General features: G+C 68.2%; 20 protein-coding genes and 1 tRNA gene. 20 read left to right on the top strand and 1 reads right to left on the bottom strand.

Annotation, left to right across the window (positions count from 1 at the left end; translation table 11 throughout):
- Nucleotides 1–49 precede the first annotated feature (49 nt).
- The 12 genes from hisI to bcp all read left to right on the top strand — a co-directional run bounded on the left by hisI (nucleotide 50) and on the right by bcp (nucleotide 11,017).
- Nucleotides 50–442, top strand: a complete 393-nt coding sequence (gene hisI, locus GY812_15480) for a phosphoribosyl-AMP cyclohydrolase (GenBank protein ID MCP4436882.1) — start codon at nucleotides 50–52, stop codon at nucleotides 440–442.
- Between the two features lie 82 nt (nucleotides 443–524).
- Nucleotides 525–2,054, top strand: a complete 1,530-nt coding sequence (locus tag GY812_15485) for an anthranilate synthase component I (protein MCP4436883.1) — start codon at nucleotides 525–527, stop codon at nucleotides 2,052–2,054.
- On the top strand, nucleotides 2,044–2,904 hold the full coding sequence (locus GY812_15490; GenBank protein ID MCP4436884.1) for a folate-binding protein YgfZ: 861 nt from the start codon (nucleotides 2,044–2,046) through the stop codon (nucleotides 2,902–2,904). The genes GY812_15485 and GY812_15490 overlap by 11 nt, the downstream gene beginning before the upstream one ends.
- A 126-nt stretch (nucleotides 2,905–3,030) precedes the next feature.
- Entirely contained in the window at nucleotides 3,031–4,362 is a 1,332-nt protein-coding gene (gene xylA / locus GY812_15495; protein MCP4436885.1) for a xylose isomerase, read from the top strand.
- Between the two features lie 6 nt (nucleotides 4,363–4,368).
- Entirely contained in the window at nucleotides 4,369–5,826 is a 1,458-nt protein-coding gene (xylB, locus tag GY812_15500; protein ID MCP4436886.1) for a xylulokinase, read from the top strand.
- The gene (locus GY812_15505) at nucleotides 5,666–6,688 is read left to right on the top strand and encodes an indole-3-glycerol-phosphate synthase (GenBank protein MCP4436887.1); all 1,023 of its coding nucleotides are present in this window, start codon (nucleotides 5,666–5,668) and stop codon (nucleotides 6,686–6,688) included. The genes xylB and GY812_15505 overlap by 161 nt, the downstream gene beginning before the upstream one ends.
- 58 nt (nucleotides 6,689–6,746) lie before the next feature.
- Nucleotides 6,747–7,439, top strand: a complete 693-nt coding sequence (locus tag GY812_15510) for a phosphoribosylanthranilate isomerase (GenBank protein ID MCP4436888.1) — start codon at nucleotides 6,747–6,749, stop codon at nucleotides 7,437–7,439.
- Between the two features lie 88 nt (nucleotides 7,440–7,527).
- Nucleotides 7,528–8,688: a tryptophan synthase subunit beta gene (gene trpB, locus GY812_15515; protein MCP4436889.1), complete on the top strand. Its 1,161-nt coding sequence runs from the start codon at nucleotides 7,528–7,530 to the stop codon at nucleotides 8,686–8,688.
- Between the two features lie 17 nt (nucleotides 8,689–8,705).
- Nucleotides 8,706–9,488 (top strand): tryptophan synthase subunit alpha, encoded by a 783-nt coding sequence (gene trpA / locus GY812_15520; GenBank protein ID MCP4436890.1) that lies wholly within the window; start codon nucleotides 8,706–8,708, stop codon nucleotides 9,486–9,488.
- 142 nt (nucleotides 9,489–9,630) lie between these two features.
- On the top strand, nucleotides 9,631–9,915 hold the full coding sequence (locus tag GY812_15525) for an integration host factor (GenBank protein ID MCP4436891.1): 285 nt from the start codon (nucleotides 9,631–9,633) through the stop codon (nucleotides 9,913–9,915).
- A gap of 112 nt (nucleotides 9,916–10,027) precedes the next feature.
- Complete coding sequence (locus GY812_15530) at nucleotides 10,028–10,543, top strand: serine acetyltransferase (GenBank protein ID MCP4436892.1); 516 nt, start codon at nucleotides 10,028–10,030, stop codon at nucleotides 10,541–10,543.
- Nucleotides 10,544–10,552: 9 nt separating this feature from the next.
- Complete coding sequence (gene bcp / locus GY812_15535; protein MCP4436893.1) at nucleotides 10,553–11,017, top strand: thioredoxin-dependent thiol peroxidase; 465 nt, start codon at nucleotides 10,553–10,555, stop codon at nucleotides 11,015–11,017.
- A gap of 43 nt (nucleotides 11,018–11,060) precedes the next feature.
- On the opposite strand, the gene GY812_15540 is transcribed toward bcp, so the two are convergent.
- Nucleotides 11,061–11,231, bottom strand: a complete 171-nt coding sequence (locus GY812_15540) for a hypothetical protein (protein ID MCP4436894.1) — start codon at nucleotides 11,229–11,231, stop codon at nucleotides 11,061–11,063.
- A 40-nt stretch (nucleotides 11,232–11,271) separates the two neighbouring features.
- On the opposite strand from GY812_15540, the gene GY812_15545 reads away from it, so the two are divergent.
- From GY812_15545 to GY812_15580, 8 genes are all read left to right on the top strand, one after another.
- Nucleotides 11,272–11,354, top strand: a tRNA-Leu gene (locus GY812_15545).
- 104 nt (nucleotides 11,355–11,458) lie between these two features.
- Nucleotides 11,459–11,743: a hypothetical protein gene (locus tag GY812_15550; protein ID MCP4436895.1), complete on the top strand. Its 285-nt coding sequence runs from the start codon at nucleotides 11,459–11,461 to the stop codon at nucleotides 11,741–11,743.
- A 268-nt stretch (nucleotides 11,744–12,011) separates the two neighbouring features.
- Nucleotides 12,012–12,548, top strand: a complete 537-nt coding sequence (locus tag GY812_15555) for a response regulator (protein ID MCP4436896.1) — start codon at nucleotides 12,012–12,014, stop codon at nucleotides 12,546–12,548.
- 108 nt (nucleotides 12,549–12,656) lie between these two features.
- Entirely contained in the window at nucleotides 12,657–15,344 is a 2,688-nt protein-coding gene (polA, locus tag GY812_15560; GenBank protein ID MCP4436897.1) for a DNA polymerase I, read from the top strand.
- A 2-nt stretch (nucleotides 15,345–15,346) separates the two neighbouring features.
- Nucleotides 15,347–16,123 carry a methyltransferase domain-containing protein gene (locus GY812_15565; GenBank protein MCP4436898.1) on the top strand — a complete coding sequence of 259 codons (777 nt, stop codon included), beginning with the start codon at nucleotides 15,347–15,349 and terminating at the stop codon, nucleotides 16,121–16,123.
- 153 nt (nucleotides 16,124–16,276) lie between these two features.
- The gene (gene rpsA / locus GY812_15570) at nucleotides 16,277–17,650 is read left to right on the top strand and encodes a 30S ribosomal protein S1 (GenBank protein MCP4436899.1); all 1,374 of its coding nucleotides are present in this window, start codon (nucleotides 16,277–16,279) and stop codon (nucleotides 17,648–17,650) included.
- Nucleotides 17,651–17,847: 197 nt separating this feature from the next.
- On the top strand, nucleotides 17,848–18,696 hold the full coding sequence (gene cpaB / locus GY812_15575) for a Flp pilus assembly protein CpaB (protein ID MCP4436900.1): 849 nt from the start codon (nucleotides 17,848–17,850) through the stop codon (nucleotides 18,694–18,696).
- A complete protein-coding gene (locus tag GY812_15580) occupies nucleotides 18,693–19,946 on the top strand; it encodes a P-loop NTPase (GenBank protein ID MCP4436901.1) in 1,254 nt (417 codons plus the stop codon). The genes cpaB and GY812_15580 overlap by 4 nt, the downstream gene beginning before the upstream one ends.
- The last annotated feature ends 334 nt before the right edge of the window (nucleotides 19,947–20,280 follow it).

The following is a 20,280-nucleotide window of genomic DNA, read 5'->3' on the forward strand; positions in this document are numbered from 1 at the left end:
GCGTATCGGAGTGGGCTCCGCAGGGGTGGGCGCACCTACGATTGGGGCCATGGCCCCCACAGCTACGCCGATTCCCCTGCGTGAGGACGACCTCGCGAAGGTGAAGTACAACGACGACGGACTCGTGGCTGCGATCGTGCAGGACGTCGACACCCGCGCGGTGCTGATGATGGCCTGGATGAATGCCGAGAGCCTGCAGATGAGCCTGGAGCAGGGCCGCACCGTGTTCTGGTCCCGCAGCCGCAACGAGCTGTGGCGCAAGGGTGACACGTCGGGTGACCGCCAGTTCATCCGCTCGGCCCACTACGACTGCGACGGCGACACGTTGCTGTTCCTGGTGGAGCAGGAAGGCAGGGGAGCTTGTCACACCGGGTCCTATACCTGCTTCTACCGGGCATTCGGCACCGACGACGAGACGACGTCATCGCCCGGACCCACCTGAGCACGTGAGTGATCACGGGGCGGTGTTCCCCGACCGCGAGACCTTTGCCCACTTGGCGCGAGGACACCGCGTGGTGCCCGTCATGCGGGTGCTGCTCGCGGACCTCACGAGTCCGGTGGCGGCATTCCTGCGTCTGTGCGGCACCGACGACGACGCCAGGGCGGGCTTCCTGCTCGAATCGGTTGACCACCGCGGACGCTGGAGTCGCTGGTCATTCATCGGCCGCGACCCGCGTGCGCGGATCGTGGCGCGCAACGGTGTGGTCGAGTTGAGCGGCGAGCATCCCGATGGGCTGCCAGTGGACGCGGGGGTGCTGGCAACCCTCGAGGCGCTACTCGAGCACTACCGGGCGCCGGAGGCGAAGGACTTCGGCGAGGGCGTCGAGCTGCCTCCGCTTCACAGCGGGGTTGTCGGCTACCTCGGCTACGACGTGGTGCGCGAGGTCGAGCGGCTGCCCGACGTGCCGACCGATGACCGCGGCTGGCCGGACGCCATCCTTTCCATCATCGGTGAGGTGGCTGCATATGACCACTACAACCAGCGGGTCACGCTCGTGGCCAACGCCTTCGTCGACGAGGGGGCCGGCGACGATGAGCTGGATGCCGCCTGGCACGATGCAGTTGCGCGGCTCGACCAGATGGCGCTCGACGGCGCGAGCACGATCGAGGAGCCGTTGGTCGAACCACCCACGGGAAGCGACCTGCCGGAGGTGGCTTCGTCGATGACGGGTGGCGCCTACCAGCGGGCGGTCGAGGTGGCACGCGAGCACATCCTCGCCGGAGACATCTTCCAGGGTGTGCTCGCGCAGCGCTTCGACTTCGACCTGTCAGCCGACCCGTTCGACGTCTACCGGGTACTGCGCCAGATCAATCCGTCGCCGTACATGTACTTCGTTCGCGAGCCCGAGCTGACCCTTGTCGGCTGCTCCCCGGAGCCGATGGTGCAGCTGATGGGTGACAAGGTGATCTCGCGTCCGATCGCGGGCACCAGGTTCCGCGGGGAGACCGAGGAGCACGACCGTCGGCTCGCAGCCGAACTCACAGAGCATCCCAAGGAACGCGCCGAGCACATCATGCTCGTGGACCTTGCACGCAACGACGTGGGCCGTGTCGTCGACTTCGGCACGTGCGAGGTGGATGAACTGATGATGCTGGAGCGTTACAGCCATGTGATGCACATGACCTCCCAGGTTTCCGGCCGCCTGAGGGCCGACCGCTCTGCGATAGACGTGCTGCGCGCAACCCTGCCTGCCGGGACGGTGTCGGGGGCACCGAAGGTGCGCGCCATGGAGATCATCGATGACCTGGAGCCGACCAAGCGCGGCCCCTACGCGGGAGTCGTCGGCTACCTCGACTTCTCCGGGAACATCGATACTGCGCTCGCCATACGCACGATGGTCATCGACCCGCCGGGTGCCGACGGAACCCGTCGCGGGTCGGTGCAGGCCGGCGCTGGCGTCGTGGCCGACTCCGATCCCGACGACGAGGAACTGGAGACCCGCAACAAGGCCAGGGCGCTTCTGGTCGCCGTTCCGGCCGCTGAGCGCATGACGGCCCAGCGCCGCGACGCGGCACCGGGTGCGGACCCCAAAGGGGACAGCCATGTCGAATGAAGTCAGTCCGGCACCAGCGGTCGGTGCAGTCGTGGCCGCCGAGTGGAACCGTGACGTGCTGAGCGTCACGGGGCCCGACTCCATATCGTTCCTGCAGGGCCAGCTGTCGGCTGACGTGGAGGCGCTGGAGGTCGGTAGTTCCACCCTGTCGCTGCTCCTTGATCCGGGCGGCAAGATGGTGGCGGTGCTGCGTCTGTGGCGCACCGATGAACGCATCGTGTTCATCGACACTGACGCAGGCTCCGGCGCACAGGTGCAGGACCGCCTGAGCCGCTTCCTGCTGCGCACAGATGCCGAGATCACCGCCCATGGCTGGCAGTGCGTGGCGGTGCGCGGGGAATCCAGCGCCTCGGTGGATGTCTCCCAGACCTCAGCGGTGCTGGTGGGCCCGTGCGTGTGGCCCGGAACCGAGGGACTGGACCTCCTCGGGCCATCGGTCTCGCCGCCTGCGTCTGCCGAGCCTGCGCCCGAGGGGCTGCTCGAGGCCCTGCGTATCCGCTCCGGGTGGCCAACCGCCGCGGCGGAGGTGACCGACGATGTGATCCCCGCCGAGATCGGTTCCTGGCTCATCGGGGCTGCAGTGAGCTTCACCAAGGGTTGCTACGTAGGCCAGGAGCTCACGGCTCGCATCGACAGCCGGGGCGGAAACACGCCGCGCAACCTGCGCCGATTCGAGGTCGCGCAACCAGCGCGCGCGGGTGACGCCGTGCTGGAGTCAGGCGGTGGCGACGGCGAGCCCGTGGGCACCCTCACCAGTGCGGTGCGCGACCCACGCACCGACACGACGGTCGCCCTCGGCTACGTGAAGCGGGGAGCGTCTGAGAGCCGGCTCGAGGTCCGCCCGAGCTGAGCAAGCCGCGGCCGGCTTCAGCAGTCGCAGATCGGGCTGTTTCGGGCTGGTCATAGCCCCCCCGGGCCAGTGGTGTTGCCGGCGGCTTCGACCACCGGCACGGGTGGGGATCGTATCGTGGCGGCGATGGAGCCGTTCTTTGCCGACGTCACCCGACCGATCCGCTTCGAGGGACCGGACACCGACAACCCGCTGGCCTTCCGGTGGTACGACGCGCAGCGGGTGGTGGGTGGCGCCACCATGGCGGAGCAGCTCCGGTTCGCAGTCGCCTACTGGCACAGCTTCGCGGCCGACGGCGCCGACATGTTCGGCAGCGGCACCTGGGACCGGCCGTGGTTCGCGGACTCCGAGGTCGACCCGATGGGAGCGGCACGCGACAAGATGGCCGCGGCGTTCGAGTTCGTCGAGAAGCTGGGCGCACCCTTCATCTGCTTTCACGACCGCGACATCGCCCCGGAAGGAACCACGTTCGCCGAATCGTGTGCCCGCCTCGACGAGATGGCTGACGAGATGGCCAATCACCTGCAGCGCACCGGCGTGAAGGTGCTGTGGGGCACAGCCAACTTGTTCTCACACCCCCGATACCAGGCCGGCGCCGCGACCAATCCCGATCCGGAGGTGTTCGCACACGCCGCGGCGCAGGTGGCGCACTGCCTGGATGTCACCAAGGCGCTGGGCGGACGGAACTACGTGCTGTGGGGCGGGCGCGAGGGCTACGACACGCTGCTCAACACCGACATGGGCCGCGAGCTGGACCAGCTCGCCCGCTTCCTGTCCATGGCGGTGGAACACAAGCACGCAATCGGGTTCAGCGGCCCGCTGCTGATCGAGCCGAAGCCGTTCGAGCCGATGAAGCACCAGTACGACCATGACGCGGCGGCGGTGGTCGGGTTTCTCGATCGCCACGGGCTCACCGACGATGTGAAGCTCAACATCGAGGTCAACCACGCCACCCTGGCGGGTTTCGACGTGGCCCACGAGGTGGCTGTTGCCAGCGCCCTCGGTGTATTTGGCTCGATCGACGCCAACTCGGGCGACGACCGGCTCGGCTGGGACGTCGACCGGTTCCCGGTGTCGCTGGAACAGATGTCGCTGCTGATGCTCGAGGTGTTGCGTGCAGGGGGTTTCACCAGTGGCGGACTCAACTTCGACGCGAAGCTGCGCCGTCAGTCGACCGACCGGACAGACCTGTTCCATGCCCACATCGGTGCGATGGACCTGATGGCCCATGCGCTGCTGGTCGCCCACGCGTTGCTCGAGTCAGATGAGCTCGCCGAGGCCCGCGACGGCCGCTACTCCGATTGGGACGGTGAGCTCGGCACGGCCATCCGCAGCGGTGCCATGACACTGGCCGACATGCACTCACGGGCTATGGGCACGGCGGCGCCGACGCGCCGTTCGGGTCGCCAGGAGGCGGTGGAGAACCTGGTGGCACGTGTCGTCGACCAGGTCCGCTGACAGCTGATGGGGCCGCCTCTGGTCATCGGGGTCGACTCGTCGACGCAGTCGACGAAGGCCGAAGCGCGCGAGCTCGGGTCCGGCGAGCGTGTCGGGACCGGCCGCTGCGAGCACCCGGCCACCTCGCCTCCGCGCTCGGAGCAGGATCCGCAGGCCTGGTGGGACGCGCTGGTGCAGGCGGTCGGCCAGCTGGGCGAACTCCGCGGTGACGTGGTGGCGATCAGCATCGGTGGCCAGCAGCACGGCCTCGTCGTGTGCGCAGGCGACGGCACGCCACTGCGGCCCGCCAAACTCTGGAACGACACGGAGTCGGCCGCCGAGGCCGAGGCGATGGTGTCCAGACTCGGCGCAGAGCGTTGGGCGCAATTGTGCGGGTCCGTTCCAGTGTCGGCATTCACGGTCACGAAGCTCGCGTGGCTGGTGGACCACGAGCCCGGTTTGCTGGGCGCGGTGGGCGCGGTGTGCCTCCCACACGACTGGTTGACGTTGCGGTTGTGCGGGCGGTTGGTGACGGACCGGGGCGACGCGTCCGGGACCGGCTGGTTCGACCTGGCGGGCGACCGCCCGACACTGCGGCGCGAGTTGCTGGCCGAGGCAGTGAGAGCCGCGCCCGGTGAGCTCGGTGACCCGGCGCACTGGGCTCCGCTGATGCCCGCTGTCCTGGGCCCCGCCGAGCCTGCCGGCATGTTGACCGAGGGGGCGGCCGCGGCTCTGGGCCTCGGAAGCGACGTCGTCGTCGGGCCGGGCACCGGTGACAACATGGCTGCGGCGCTGGGGCTCGGACTGGCGGACGGCGATGTTGCGGTGTCACTCGGCACCTCCGGGACGGTCTACTCGGTGGCATCGCACCCAACCCGCGACGCGAGCGGCGCGGTAGCGGGCTTCGCCGATGCGACCGGCAGGTTCCTTCCACTGGTGTGCACGCTCAACGCCACGAAGGTGACCGACACCGTGGCCTCCTGGCTGGGATTGTCGCCCGACGAGTTGGCTCGTCTCGCGCTGTCAGCCGATCCCCACGGGCCCGGCCGGCCGACCCTCGTGCCCTACTTCGACGGAGAGCGCACGCCCGATCTCCCGGACGCGACCGGCACGTTGGCCGGTCTGCGGAACGACACCACCCGCGAGGACCTGGCCCTGGCCGCCCACGACGGCGTACTGGGTGGCCTGCTGGCGGGGCTCGATGCGCTGCACGCCGCGGGTGTCGATGTGGCCGGCAGGCTGTTCCTAGTGGGTGGGGGAGCGCACTCGGCTGCATACCGCCAGCGTCTGGCCGACCTGACGGGGCGTACCGTTCGCGTTCCCGATGCCGACGAGGCGGTGGCGACCGGTGCTGCGTTGCAGGCAGCGGTGGCGGTCGGGGAGTCCGGGACCGGCGACCCCGCACGCCCTGCTTCCGCTGACCTGTTCGCTGCTCGCCAGGGCGCATGGGGACTCGGCGCCGGCAGCGACGTGTCGCCGCGCTGACCTGCGTGCGTCGCCGCCGGTCACGGCGAGGCGGAATCGGATTTGCCGGCGTCGCGTGGTCTGGGAACCTGTACGTGTGGCGACCTACCTGGACCGCATCCTCGAACACCACCGCGAGCGGGCCGCGGCCGACAGCCGATCGACCGACGCCCTCGTGCAGCGGTGCTCGTCACTCGCCCCACCGAGGGGGTTCCGGGCGGCCCTGGCCGGCAGCACCCGGCTCGCCGTGATCGCGGAAGTCAAGCGGCGTTCGCCCAGCAAGGGCGACCTGTTCGCCGACCTCGACCCGGCTGAGCTGGCCCGCACCTATGAGTCCGCAGGCGCAGCGTGCATGTCGGTGCTCACGGATGGGCCGCATTTCGGCGGTTCGCCCGAAGACCTCGCCGCCGCCCGCCATGCCGTGGGCCTGCCCGTCATACGCAAGGACTTCACGGTCAGTGCCAACGACGTGGTCGACGCGCGACTCATGGGCGCCGACGCCGTACTGCTCATAGCGGCGGCGCTTGATGACCCGGAGCTGGCCGACTTCTCCGTGCTGGCGCGCGAACTCGGTCTCGGCGCCCTGTTCGAAGTGCACGATGAGGCCGAGCTCGAACGGGTCATGGTGCTGGCCGGAACCGACATGGTCGGGGTCAACCAGCGTGACCTGGTCACCTTCGAGGTCGATACCCGGCGCGCGGTGCGGGTCGCCGCCGGGATTCCCGACACGGTCGTGAAGGTCGCGGAGTCAGGCGTGCGCGGCCGTCGCGACGCCGAGGAGCTGGCGGGCGCCGGCTACGACGCCGTGCTCGTGGGCGAGCACCTGGTCACAGCGGCCGAGCCGGCCGCGGCGGTCGCCGAGTTGGCCGTGCAGCGGCAGTAGATTCGTGGATGGACCCGGCCGCCCTGCCCCTCGGTCGTACACGGGTCCTGGAGCAGCGATGTTCATCAAGATCTGCGGGATCACCAACGAGGAAGACGCACTGATGGCAGTCGGCCTGGGCGCGGACGCCCTCGGGTTCGTGTTCGCGCCGAGCAAGCGTCAGGTCACGCCGGCCGCGGTGCGCGACATCGTCAAGCGCCTCCCGCCGGACGTACTCACCATCGGCGTGTTCCGTGACCAGGCCCCGGATGAGATCATTCGCACGGTGCTCGAGGCCGGCCTGTCCGGTGCCCAGTTGCACGGGCATGAGACCCCGGCCGACGCCCAGCAGGTCCGCCCGGCCTGCAAGGTGCTCTTCGTGGCACTCACCGCAGGCGACCCGGCCATGGAGCACCTCGACGAGTTCGGTGCCGATGCCCTGCTGCTGGACGCGGAGGTTCCCGGAGCCGGGCACGTGTTCGACTGGACTCTCGCCGAGTCGATTCCCATAGGGCGTCGGGTGATTCTCGCCGGTGGCCTCGATCCGTCCAATGTCGCCGACGGAATCGCGACCGTGCGCCCCTGGGGAGTGGACGTTTCCACCGGTGTGCAGGTCACCGGAGACCCGTCACGGAAGGACCCCGTGAAGGTGCACGGCTTCATCAAGGCGGCTCGCGAGGCGGATCCGTCGGCCGCGCTGCAGAAAGCAGAGACCGAAAGTGCCCGACCCGACGGCCGCCAGCCGTTCGACTGGGCCGAACAGGGCGACTGAAGCCACCGAAACCCGCTGCGGAGCCGCCCCTGCGCAGCGCTACGGTTGCGCCGTGGCGCTGCCAGAGCACTCCGACGATCCGGCCGTGATGGGTGAGCCGGACCCAACCGGCCGGTTTGGCCGGTTCGGTGGCCGGTTCGTCCCCGAGACCCTCATGCCTGCGCTGATGGAACTCGAACAGGCGTTTCGTGATGCCTGGGCCGACGGGCCCTTCCGCAGTGAGCTCGACAAGCTGCTGTGCGACTACGCAGGTCGGCCGAGCGCACTCACGGAGTGCCATCGCCTGTCCGCCGAACTCGGCGTCCGGGTATTGCTCAAGCGCGAGGACCTCAACCACACCGGCTCGCACAAGATCAACAACGTGCTCGGCCAGGCCCTGCTGGCGAAGCGGATGGGCAAGGCCCGGCTCGTGGCGGAGACCGGAGCCGGCCAGCACGGCGTGGCCACGGCCACGGCGGCGGCGCTGTTGGGCCAGGAGTGCGTCGTGTACATGGGTGAGGTCGACATGGCCCGCCAGGAGCTCAACGTGTTCCGCATGCGCCTGCTCGGCGCCGAGGTCGTGCCGGCCACCAGTGGCAGCCGAACCCTGAAGGACGCCGTCAACGACGCCATGCGCGACTGGGTGGCAACCGTGGAGCGGTCCCACTACTGCCTGGGTTCGGTGATGGGGCCACATCCGTATCCCTGGATGGTGCGCGAGTTCCACCGGGTGACCGGCACCGAGGCGCGCCGCCAGATGCTGGATGCCACCGGATCGCTACCCGATGTCGTGGTGGCCTGTGTCGGTGGTGGCTCGAATGCCGCGGGCATCTTCTCGGGATTCTCGGAGTCACGCGATGTGGACCTGGTGGGTGTCGAGCCGGCGGGTGGGGCGGCAGTGGGCCACGGGATACCCGGAATCGTGCACGGGATGATGAGCTACCTGATGCAGGACGAGTTCGGCCAGGTGGAAGAGGCCGAGTCGATCTCCGCCGGTCTCGACTATCCCGGCGTGGGCCCGGAGCACAGTCACCTGGCCGATTCGGGTCGTGCCCGCTATGAGGCGGTTGCCGACGACGAGGTGGTGGAGGCGTTCGTGCTGCTCAGCCGCACCGAGGGAATCATCCCGGCGCTGGAGTCGGCGCATGCACTCGCGTGGGTGTCACGCGAACGAGCTGCGCTGGCGGGCAAGACGGTGCTTGTGAACCTGTCCGGCAGGGGAGACAAGGACGTCGCCCAGATGATGGACGTGCTGGCGGACCGGCTTTGAGCACCACCGGCGCGGCCTTGCTCCAACCGGCGCTGGGTGCGCGGATCGCCTCGGGCGGCCGGTGCCTCGTGCCATACCTCACGGGTGGACTGCCCCAAGCCGATCCGGCGGACTGGACCACGACGCTCTGCGCCATTGCTGATGCAGGCGCCGATGCCATCGAGGTGGGCATCCCGTTCTCGGACCCAGTGATGGACGGACCCGTCATCCAGCAGGCTTCCGACGAGGCACTGGCCGCGGGCGCGAATCCGGCGGGCATTCTCGACGAGCTCACCGGGGTTGACGCCGGTGTGCCATTGGCTGTGATGACCTACGCCAATCTCGTGTACCGCTTCGGATGGGAGCGCTTCGCGTCGACGATGTCGGCCAGCGGCGTGGGGGCGGCGATCCTTCCGGACATACCGCTCGAGGAGGCCGACCCTTGGTGCAACGCCGCCGATGCTGCCGGCGTGGAGACGGTGATGCTGGCCGCTCCGACCGCTCCTGATGAGCGCCTGGAGCGCATCGTGGAGCGCGCATCGGGGTTCGTGTATGCGGTGGGCCTGCTCGGCATAACGGGCGAGCGCGACGAACTCGCGTCGAGCGCCAAGGTGATCGCCGCGCGGCTGAAGGCTGTCACCGACAAGCCGGTTCTTGTCGGTGTGGGGATCGGCTCACCCGCGCAGGCCGTCGAAGTGTGCGAGGTCGCCGATGGCGTTGTGATCGGCTCGGCGGTCGTCCGACGAGCGCTTCAGACGCGCTCCCCGGAAGCGGTCGCGGAGCTCGTTGGCGGCTTCCGCGCGGCGCTGGACGCCGGCTGAGGGCCTCTTGGGCAATCGCGCGGAGAGTGGTTGGCCTTGACATTTCAGGCTGAAATCCCTTGCGCAGCGGCGATTCCGTGGTAATCACATGGTTGTCATCTAGCCGTCACTGCCGTCCGAACCGGTCGGCCAGGAGGATCAAATGAACAAGACCGAACTGGTGGAGACCATCGCCCAGCGAACCGACCTCTCCAAGGCCAACGTGCAGTCCGTGCTCGATGAGTTCGAGAGCATCGCGGGCGACGTCGTGGCCAAGGGGGGCGACGCGCTCACGATTCCGGGCTTTCTGAAGTTCGAGCAGACCCACCGCAAGGCCCGCAAGGCCCGCAACCCGCAGACCGGCGAGGAGATCGACGTTCCGGCCGCCAACGCCGCCAAGGTCTCCGCAGGTGCGACCCTCAAGAAGCGCGCCAAGTCGGGTCAGTAGTCCCCGAGCACATCCGGGTGCATCGCACCCGGGCAGGCACTCGTCCGGCTCCCGGCCATCCGCAACGTGGCGGAGGTTGGGAGCCGTTCGCGTCCGGTGCGACACTCAGATGGTGACCACGCCACTCGAAGCCCTGCGCGCAGACCTCGCGGCCAACTCCGCAAATCCCCGCGGAATGCTCGCGGTCACGGGCTACCGGCTCGCGCAGGCCGCGCGATCCACCCTGCCGCGGCCGCTCGCCAAGGTCGTGGAGCTGGTCTACGCCTTCGCCTGGCTGGCGCTTCTCGGCCTGGAGCTGCCGCCGCACGTCGAGGCCGGCCCCGGCCTGGCGATCTTCCACACGTCCGGGATCGTGCTCAACCCGGCTTCGAAGCTCGGTTCGGGCGTCACGCTGCGCCAGAACACCACGCTCGGAGCGCTCCCCGGGCCTTCCGGCGAGCACGACATGGCCCCTGTGATCGGCGACAACGTCGACCTCGGCGCCTCGGTTCTCATCATCGGGCCGATCACCGTGGGTGACGGCGCTGTCGTGGGCGCCGGAGCGGTGGTGACCAAGGACGTGCCACCCGGCTGTGTCGCCCGGGGCAACCCGGCGGTGGTGGTCGAGGGCACCCCACCCGCGTCCTAGAGTCGGCCCATGGCCGACAAGCTGACCCCCGGAGACCGTGCGCCCGCCTTCCACCTGGCCGACCAGCACGGCGACAAGCACCGACTGTCCGAATTCAAGGGCAACAAGGTGATGCTGTTCTTCTATCCGAAGGCCAACACCGGTGGCTGCACCAACCAGGCATGTGGGTTGCGCGACGTTGCCGACGAGATCGGCGACACCGTGATCCTCGGCATGAGCCCCGACATGCCGGACAAGCAGCTCGCCTGGGACGAGAAGCACTCGCTCGGTTTCACGCTGCTGTCAGACCCGGACCATGCGGTTGCCGACAAGTACGGCGTGTGGGGCGAGAAGAAGCTGTACGGAAAGGTCTACATGGGCATCGTGCGCAGCGCCTTTCTCATCGACGAGACGGGCAAGGTCCAGCACGCCTGGTACAAGGTGAGCCCGAAGGACACCCCCAAGAAGCTGTTGGCCGCCCTCGAGGAGGGCTGAAGCACCGCCTTGTGCGGTCAGGCGATCGCGCCGGGTGCCGGTCTCAGTCGCGGTTGGCGTCGAGTTCGGCGAGTCGGGCCTCGAAGTCGCGGTCGGCCGAGCCGATCGCGATCTGGCGGCCGACCGCCGCGGCGATGATCGCCATGCCGATCAGGATGAACCACCGGGCGAGGTGTCGATTGCTGCCTTCGTCTGCTGCTGCGTCCTCTGTCATCGGGTGAACCCTAGGCTACGATTCGAGACCCGTCGTACCAGCCCGGGTGGCGGAATGGCAGACGCGGCGGACTCAAAATCCGCTGTCCGAAAGGGCGTGTGGGTTCAAATCCCACCCCGGGCACGAATGAGACGGCTCATGCCTGCATGGGCCGACCACAACAACCCACGCCAACGTTGGTCGCAATCGCACCGCCCCGTGTGAGCAGGTGCCACCAAGAGACGGTCATGAGCACAGAACGCAGACTCCGCAGCATCGGGCGCCGCCTGAAGAAGCTGCGCGAGGAGCTGCGTGTGGCCGACGAGCAGCTGGCTCACTTCGCCGAGGTGTCCGACGACACCCGCATCCGCTCGTTGGTGTCGGAGACTCCGCTGGCTGACCAGGACCACCGCGACGCCGAGCGCACCACCAACGCGATGCAGCGGCATCGTGGCGACCTGTCAGCCGAGATCGAACGGCTCGAGGCCGAACAGGACGAGCTGCTCGACCGCCTGTCGGACCAACAGGGCTGACGCACTCCGGTCCCGCCCGCCCTGCACGGCGCCGTCCATCACCGAACCCGAGTGATCGGTGCCACCCATCGCCGATCGCCGGCCGCTCCGCAAGGCCCGACTCCGTCGCGCCCGGCGCTAGGATGGGTGCGCCGTCGCCGACCAGGCGGGGCCGAGCAACCACACGTAGCTGATTCCCGGTCGGTTCAACGGCGGGACGAGACAGAACAACAGGAAGGCAACGGTGCCAACCCGGGTCGTCGTCGCTGAGGACGAAACCATCATCCGAATGGACCTGCAGGAACTCCTGCAGGAGGAGGGCTACGAAGTCGTGGGCGAGTCCGGCCGCGGCGACGAGGCGCTCGCCATGATCCAAAAGGAGCATCCCGATGTCGCCCTGCTCGACATCAAGATGCCGGGCATGGACGGCATCTCCGTTGCCCGCCGTGTCAATGCCGACCGGCTCTGCGCAGTTGTGCTGGTTACCGCCTTCTCCCAGCGGGAGCTGATCGAGGAGGCCACCGACGCCGGTGTGCACGGCTATGTGGTGAAGCCGTTCGAGCGCCACGACCTCGTGCCCGCCATCGAGGTGGGTCTCGCCAGGTTCGCAGCCGAGAAGTTGCTGTCCGAACAGGTCGCCAGCGCCGAGGAGCGCCTGGAGGTGCGCAAGGTCGTCGACCGCGCCAAGGGCCGGCTGATGGATGTCAACGGGCTCAACGAGCAGGACGCGTTCGGGTTCATCCAGCGCACCGCCATGAAGTCGCGCCGCCAGATGAGAAACGTCGCCGAGGACATCCTCGCCGGCACCCTCACGCCCCCCGCCTGAGTTCTGCCATCGGGACTGCCGTGGCCGCCGGTGCCCCGCGCATGGTGCGCGCAGCGCCGACAGTGAGCGCAGATTCGCGCGTCACCCCCAACCGGTAGGGTCCGGGCCGTGTCAAAGGTGATGTTGATCGACGGAAACTCCCTCACGTACAGGGCGTTCCACGCGCTGCCGACCGACCTGCAGACGTCCTCGGGGCAGGTCACCAATGCGGTGTTCGGGTTCACCTCGATGCTCCTCAACCTCGTGCGTGACCACAGGCCCGACCGGGTGGTGGTCACCTTCGATCGCCCGGAGAAGACCTTCCGCCATGAGATGGTGACCACCTACAAGGCCAATCGCGACGCGGCGCCCGACATTCTTCGCGAGCAGATGGGACTGGTGCGCCAGGTGGTCGAGACCTTCGCCCTGCCGATGGTGAGCATCGCGGGCTACGAGGCCGACGACGTGATCGCCACACTTGCCACCTCGGCCGCGGCCCGGGGCGACGATGTCGTGATCGTCACCGGCGACCGGGACAGCTACCAGCTCGTGCAGGACCCACACATCAAGGTGCTCTACAACAAGCGCGGCGTGTCCGACTACGCGCTCTACGACGAGGCGGGCATCGAGGAGCGCACCGGCGTGGCTCCGAAGGACTACGTGACCTATGCCGCGTTGCGGGGCGACAACTCGGACAATCTGCCCGGCATCCCGAAGGTGGGGGAGAAGACGGCCGCAAAGCTGGTCAACAACTACGGCGACCTCGACGGCATCTTCGCCCACGCAGAGGACCAGACCCCGGCCCTTCGCAAGAACCTCACGGAGAACGAGCCGCAGGCCCGCAGCAACTTCGAGATGATGAAGCTGGTGCGCGATGTGCCACTCGAGGTCGACGAGGAGTCTCTCCAGCAGGGCGAGGTCGACCCGGACGCGGTACTCGAGATGTTCAACTTCTTCGAGTTCCCGAGCCTCGTGCCCCGTCTGCCCGAAGCATTCCCCGAGCTGTTCGGTGAGGGCACCGCGGCTGCGGCGGGTGTCGACTACAAGGTGCTGGAAGCCGAGGTGACGGTCGCCGAGTCCGTGGCCGACGTGGCCAAGGCCGTGAAGGCCGCAACTGCAACCGGGCGCCTCTCAGTGGCGGGATCCTGGGTCGGCGACCCGGGCCGGAGCGAACTCGAGGGCATCGCGCTGGTGACCGCCGCGGATGCGGGCGCGGTGAGCTGGATTCCGGCTGCGCTCGTGGGCGACGGCCTCTCCGAGGCGCTCTGCGGCGACACCCCCGTGGCGGCGCACGACGCCAAGCCGATGATCCGCAGCCTGCTCGATGCCGGCCACGACCTGACCGCGCTCGCGGACGACACCGAGCTCGCCGCCTACCTGATCGACCCGTCCGATGCCGCCTACACCCTCGACGCGCTCCTGGCGCGCTACGCGGAGGCCGAACTCGCCGGCGGCGACGACGTGCCCGACGGACAGCTCGACCTCGGGGGCGAGGGTTCCGACCCGTGGATGCCGGCATGCCGTGGCGCTCTCGGGGTGGCCCATCTGATCGGCCCGTTGGCCGAGGCGCTCGACGCCCGTGGCCTTCGTGGCCTCGCGGACGACATCGAGATCCCGCTCGTGCGGGTGCTGGCCCGCATGGAGCACGTCGGCGTGGGGGTCGACCGCTCGGTCCTCGAGGGCCTGCGCGACTCGCTGGTGGAGCGATGTGACGCCGAGCGCGCAGCGATCGTCGAAGCCGCCGGCGAGGACTTCAACGTCAACTCCACCCCACAGCTGCGCACGATCCTTTTCGACAAGCTCGGCCTGCCGCCCCAGAAGAAGACCAAGACCGGGCCCTCCACCGACCACCAGACCCTCGAGAAGCTGAAGGGCCAGCACGAGATCATTGACCACCTCCTGGCTTACAGGGAGGTCGAGAAGCTTCGCTCCACCTATGGCGAGGGCCTGCTGGCAGAGGTCGGCCCCGATGGCCGGATACACGCCACGTTCAACCAGACCGTCGCCCGCACCGGCCGGCTGTCGAGTGACCAGCCCAACCTGCACAACATCCCCGTGCGCACCGAGGAGGGCCGCCGGTTCCGTGAGGCGTTCGTGCCGAGCAAGGGCACCGACCTGCTGGTGGCCGACTACAACCAGATCGAGCTGCGCTGCATCGCGCACCTCTCCGAGGACCCGGGACTCGTCGAGGCGTTCACCTCGGGTGACGACATCCACGACCGCACCGCGTCGCGCGTGTTCGACGTGGAATCGGGTCAGGTGACCACCGAGCAACGCTCGAAGGCAAAGATGGTCTCCTACGGCCTCGCCTACGGAATGGAGGCCTACGGGCTCGCCCAGCGCCTCAACATCGCCACCGGTGAGGCCCAGGAGATCCTCGACGCCTACTTCGAGGCGTTCCCGAGCGTGCGCGACTTCATGGATCGCACCGTCGCCGAGGCACGCGACCGTGGCTACACCGAGACGGTGTTCGGTAGGCGCCGGCGGATCCCGGAGTTGTCCTCCAACCAGCGCAACGTTCGAATGGCGGGGGAGCGCCAGGCCATGAACGCCCCCATCCAGGGCCTTGCCGCCGACATCTTCAAGGTGGCGCTCGTGCGTCTCGACGCGGCACTCGACGAGGCGGCGGCCAACGGTGGTGATCCGGGCACCCTGACCCTGCAGGTGCACGACGAAGTGCTCGTGGAGGTGCCCCCCGATTCGTGGGATGGCACCGAAGCCCTCGTGCTCGATGCGCTGTCGGGTGCGTTCGACCTGCGGGTGCCCCTCGAGGTCAACCTGTCGCGCGGCCACAGCTGGGCCGAGGCCAAGGCCTGAGGATGGCCGACCCCGATCGCCACTGGTTCGAGGAGATCGCCGACCACCTCGGCCCCGCGTATCTGCGGTACTCGTTCACCAAGGGCACCGAGCAGGAGGTCGACTTCCTTGTCGACGTGCTCGGGCTCACCGAGGGGATGTCCGTGCTGGATGTCGGCTGTGGGCCGGGGCGCCACGCCATCGCCCTCGCGAAGCGGGGGATATCGGTCGTCGGGCTCGACATCAGCGAGCGGTTTGTCGAGGTGGCCCATGAGGTGGCCGACCGCGAGGGGGTGATGCCACTGGTGGAGTTCCACCGAGCGGACGCCCGCCAGATGGTCGGCGATGACCGATTCGACGGCAGGGACCTCGATGCGGCGATATCGCTGTGTCAGGGGGCCTTCGGCCTTGGCGGCCCACCAGACAGAGACGACCCGCAGAACCTCACGGCTGACGAATCGGTTCTGCTCGGAATGCTCTCGGCGCTGCGCCCGGGTGGTCGGTGCTCCGTGTCTGCGTTCTCGTCGTACTTCCAGGTGCGATGGCTGGAGGAGCGTGACGCCTTCGATGCGTCCTCGGCGGTCAACCACGAGTTCACCGAGATCCTCGACAGCGACGGCGACGCAGCCGAGGCGGACCTGTGGACCACCTGCTTCACGCCGCGCGAGCTGCGAATGCTGGCCGAACGGGTGGGTCTCGAGGTCGACCATGTGTGGTCGGTCACGCCCGGTGGGTATGAGCGCAGCGAGCCCAACCTGGACAGCCACGAGTTCCTGCTGGTGGCCGGTCGGCCGTCCTGAAGCCGTCCCGCGTTCCGCAGACGCCCGCGGCATTTCTGCGCGCGAGTGCCCGCGGCTAACCTTGGCGGGTTCCCTGTCCATCTACCCGTTACGAGCAACCACGTGTCCGACACCCCTACAGCCGAGGCCCAGCCGCAAGATGCGGTCGCACCCATGGGCGAATACACCCCCCGCACCATCACCGAGAACGACCTCGGTGACCTGTCACTGGACGATGCATACGCACAGTCGATGGTCGACGTCACCGACGGCCAGTTGGTGACCGGGACGGTCGTCAAGGTCGATCGTGACGAGGTGCTCCTCGACATCGGCTTCAAGTCAGAAGGGGTCATCCCCAACCGCGAGCTCTCCATCCGCAACGAGGTCGACCCCGACGAGGTCGTCAGCATCGGCGACGAGATCGAGGCCCTGGTCCTTCAGAAGGAAGACAAGGAAGGCCGCCTCGTCCTGTCCAAGAAGCGGGCCCAGTACGAGAGAGCCTGGGGCAAGATCGAGAAGGTCAAGGAAGAAGAGGGCGTGGTGTCCGGCCCGGTCATCGAGGTCGTGAAGGGCGGCCTGATCATCGACATCGGCCTGCGCGGCTTCCTTCCCGCATCACTGGTCGAGCTGCGCCGCGTGCGCGACCTGCAGCCCTACATCGGCCGTGACCTCGAAGCGAAGATCATCGAACTGGACAAGAACCGCAACAACGTGGTTCTCAGCCGCCGTGCGTTCCTCGAGGAGACCCAGAAGGAACAGCGCGAGGACTTCCTCACCAACCTCAAGCCCGGCGAACGCCGCAAGGGCACCGTGTCGAGCGTCGTCAACTTCGGTGCGTTCGTCGACCTCGGCGGGATGGACGGACTCATCCACGTCTCGGAGCTGTCCTGGAAGCACGTCGACCACCCGGGTTCGGTCGTCACCGTCGGCGACGAAGTCGACGTCGAGGTGCTCGAGGTCGACCACGAGCGCGAGCGCATCTCGCTGTCGCTCAAGGCCACCCAGCAGGACCCGTGGCAGGAGTTCGCCTCCAACCACCAGGTCGGCGAGCTCGTCTACGGCCGTGTCACCAAGCTGGTCCCCTTCGGCGCCTTCATCCAGGTGGGTGACGGCATCGAGGGTCTCGTGCACATCTCGGAGATGTCGGCGCACCACGTTGACCTGCCCGAGCAGGTGGTGACCCCCGGCGAGGAGTTGTGGGTCAAGATCATCGACCTCGACCTCGACCGTCGCCGCATCAGCCTGTCGATCAAGCAGGCCGCTGAAGGCGGCATCGTGGCTGCGGAGTACCAGGAGCACTTCGGCGAGCACGCCTACGACTCCGAGGGCAACTACATCGGTGGTGCGCTGGATGAGGACGCCACCTCCGAGGGCCAGGAGGCCTGGGAGGAGTTCTACGCCGAGCAGGGGGACGCTGCGCCGGCCGCCGCGGGTGCTGCGGAGGCGGAGTCGGTCCCCGAATCAGCCCCAGCCGCCGAGGCGGCTCCCGAGGCTGCGCCCGAGTCAGAAGGTGCACCGTCAGCTGAGGTCCCGGAAGCCGACCAGTAACCGGACGGCGGCCCGAAAGGGTCCGGAACTAATCGAGGAGCCCCGTGGTGCGCCACGGGGCTCCTTCGCGTCTGAGATGTTCACGCTGCCCTGGGGCTTTCTTTAAAGACTGGCGCCGAAGCGGTCGATCGTTACAGGGAGCGGATGCCGCGCCCCGCGTCGGTAGTCCGTGCCATCCCTAACGCACGGAGCAACCAGTGTCTTCAAGAAGAACGATGATCCTCATAGGAGCGTTGCTGGTCGGCGGCTTGGCCGCCTTCCTGACGCTCAACTACGTCCGCGGTGTGGAAAACCGAGTCGGCGAGGACACCGAACTGGTCGAGGTCGTGGTAGCGACCGCGCCGATCAGCAAGGGTCAGGATGCCTCCTCGGGCATAGCCTCGGGCCAACTCGCCCTCGCCAAGCGGGCACGCCAGGACATACCGGCAGGAGCGGTCACGAGGCTGGCCGACATCGAGGGCCAGGTCGCAGCGATCGACCTCGGAGGCGGCGAGATCGTGACCGTCACCATGTTCTCGAGCGTGCAGGACCTCACCGGCTCCAAGTCGGCGTCGCTCGACCCGGGCAACGTGGCCGTGACAGTCGGTGTCGACCCGATGTCGGTTAGTGGCGGCCTCATCCAGCCGGGCGACCTCGTCAACCTCCTGGTCAAGTTCGAGATCGCGGAGGGGGCCGAAGGCGAGGCCGGCGGGTCCGAATCATCCGGAGTCGGGGTCAACGGCGGAAACATCGAGGTGAACCCCGTCAACGGCTACGTCTTCCAGTCGGTCAAGGTGTTCGCAGTCGGCACCGACGCCGGCACGGCGGTCGCCGCCAGCGAGCCGGTCGAGGGCACACCCGAAGAGGTCAACACATCGGTGGCCCTGACGCTGCAGATGCCTCCCGAAGAGGCGGCGCTGCTCGTGAGCGTTCGCGACAAGGACCTCTACGCATCGCTGGTCCCCGCGGACTACGAGATGCGGCCGATCCCCGTCACCAAGGACTTCGCAAGCTTCCCGGGGATCCAGGGCGTGACCATCTACGAAGAAGAATCTGCAGGGCAGTGAGTGACATCGTGACCACCGGCGAGACACATTCCGAGGCTCCGGCGCCCCAATCGGCGCCCGGCGCTCCGGAACCCGTGGTCAACGTCTCGGTGGCAGTCGTCGAATTCGATGTGGCAACCCGTGAGCGCATCATGGCCTTGCTCGGTGACGGGGTCACTCCCTTCACCACGCTCGAGGAGCTGACTTCGCGGCTCACCGGTGCAATGCCGGTGGTGGCGGTGCTCGGCCCATCCTGCACGTCGCCCGAGACCCTCTCGATGATCGAACGGGTCAACTACGAGTACCCCTACATGGCATCGGTGCTGGTCGTCGGCGAGCTCAGCACCCAGCTGCTCCAGCAGGCCCTGCGCGCCGGCGTGCGGGACGTGCTGGCGCTCACCGGCGAAGCCGGAGCTCTCGCCCACGCAGTGCAGCGTGTGGCCGTGAGTCTCGAGGTGGCGCCCCGCCCGACAACGGGCCAGGTCACCCCGCCGGTCGACGGCGAGATGCCCGAGCCTGTCAACGGCAAGGTGTACTCGGTGTTCTCCACCAAGGGAGGGTCGGGCAAGTCCGTGCTTGCCACCTCACTCGCGGTGTCGCTCGCCCAGCGCTGCGAACAACCGGTATGCCTGGTGGACGCAGACCTGCAGTTCGGCGATGTGGCCGTGATGCTCAAGCTCACTCCGAGCCACACCATCGTCGACGCCGTGTCGGTGCTCGACCAGATGGATGCGGCGATGCTCGACAGCCTGCTCGTCACACACGAGCCGAGTGGTCTTCGTGTCATGCCCGCACCGCTCGAGCCGGCATTCGCCGACCAGGTCGGCGCACACGACATGGCCGCCATCGTCGACGTGCTGCGCACCTTCTGCGCCTACGTGATCGTCGACACGCCCGCGTACTTCAACGACGTCGTGCTCGGGCTCGTCGAGGCGTCCGACGAGGTGCTCCTCGTGGCCGGCATGGACATCCCCAACATCAAGAACGTGAAGATCGGGCTTCAGACCCTGCGTCTGCTCGACACGCCCATGGAGAAGCTGCACCTGGTTCTCAACCGGGCCAACTCCAAGGTGAAGCTCGAGGTCAGCGAGGTCGAGAAGACCCTCGGCATCAAGGCGGACGCCCTGATCCCGAGTGACATAGCGGTACCCCAGTCCGTCAACAAGGGCGAACCCGTGGTGCAGTACAACGCCAAGTCCAGCGTGGCCAAGGCGATCGAGGAACTGGCGGACAAGATCCAGCCCCGCCAGCAGGCACGCAAGAAGCGCTGAGCGCAGGAAGGACGGCTCCCGTGGGGCTGTACAACCAACCGGGGGACGAACGGTCACCCGAAGATGAATCGAAGGATCAGCCCGCCGCCGGCGCCGGGGCACCGCAGGCATTCAACACGCCCGAAGGGCAGGGCGCGTTTGCCCCGCCGCCGGGCAACCAGGCTCCGGCCGGCGCTCAGCCCACCGTCGAACCCGCAGCAGCGGGAGGACCGGGCCCGACGACGCCCGCCCATGGCATGCCGGGTGCTCCTTCCGCCCAGTCTCCGGTGCAGTCTCCGACTCCGGCCCAGCCGGCCGCTCCGACGGCCCAGCCGGCCGCTCCGACGGCCCAGCC

Source organism: Actinomycetes bacterium, assembly GCA_024222295.1.
Classification (GTDB): domain Bacteria; phylum Actinomycetota; class Acidimicrobiia; order Acidimicrobiales; family Microtrichaceae; genus JAAEPF01.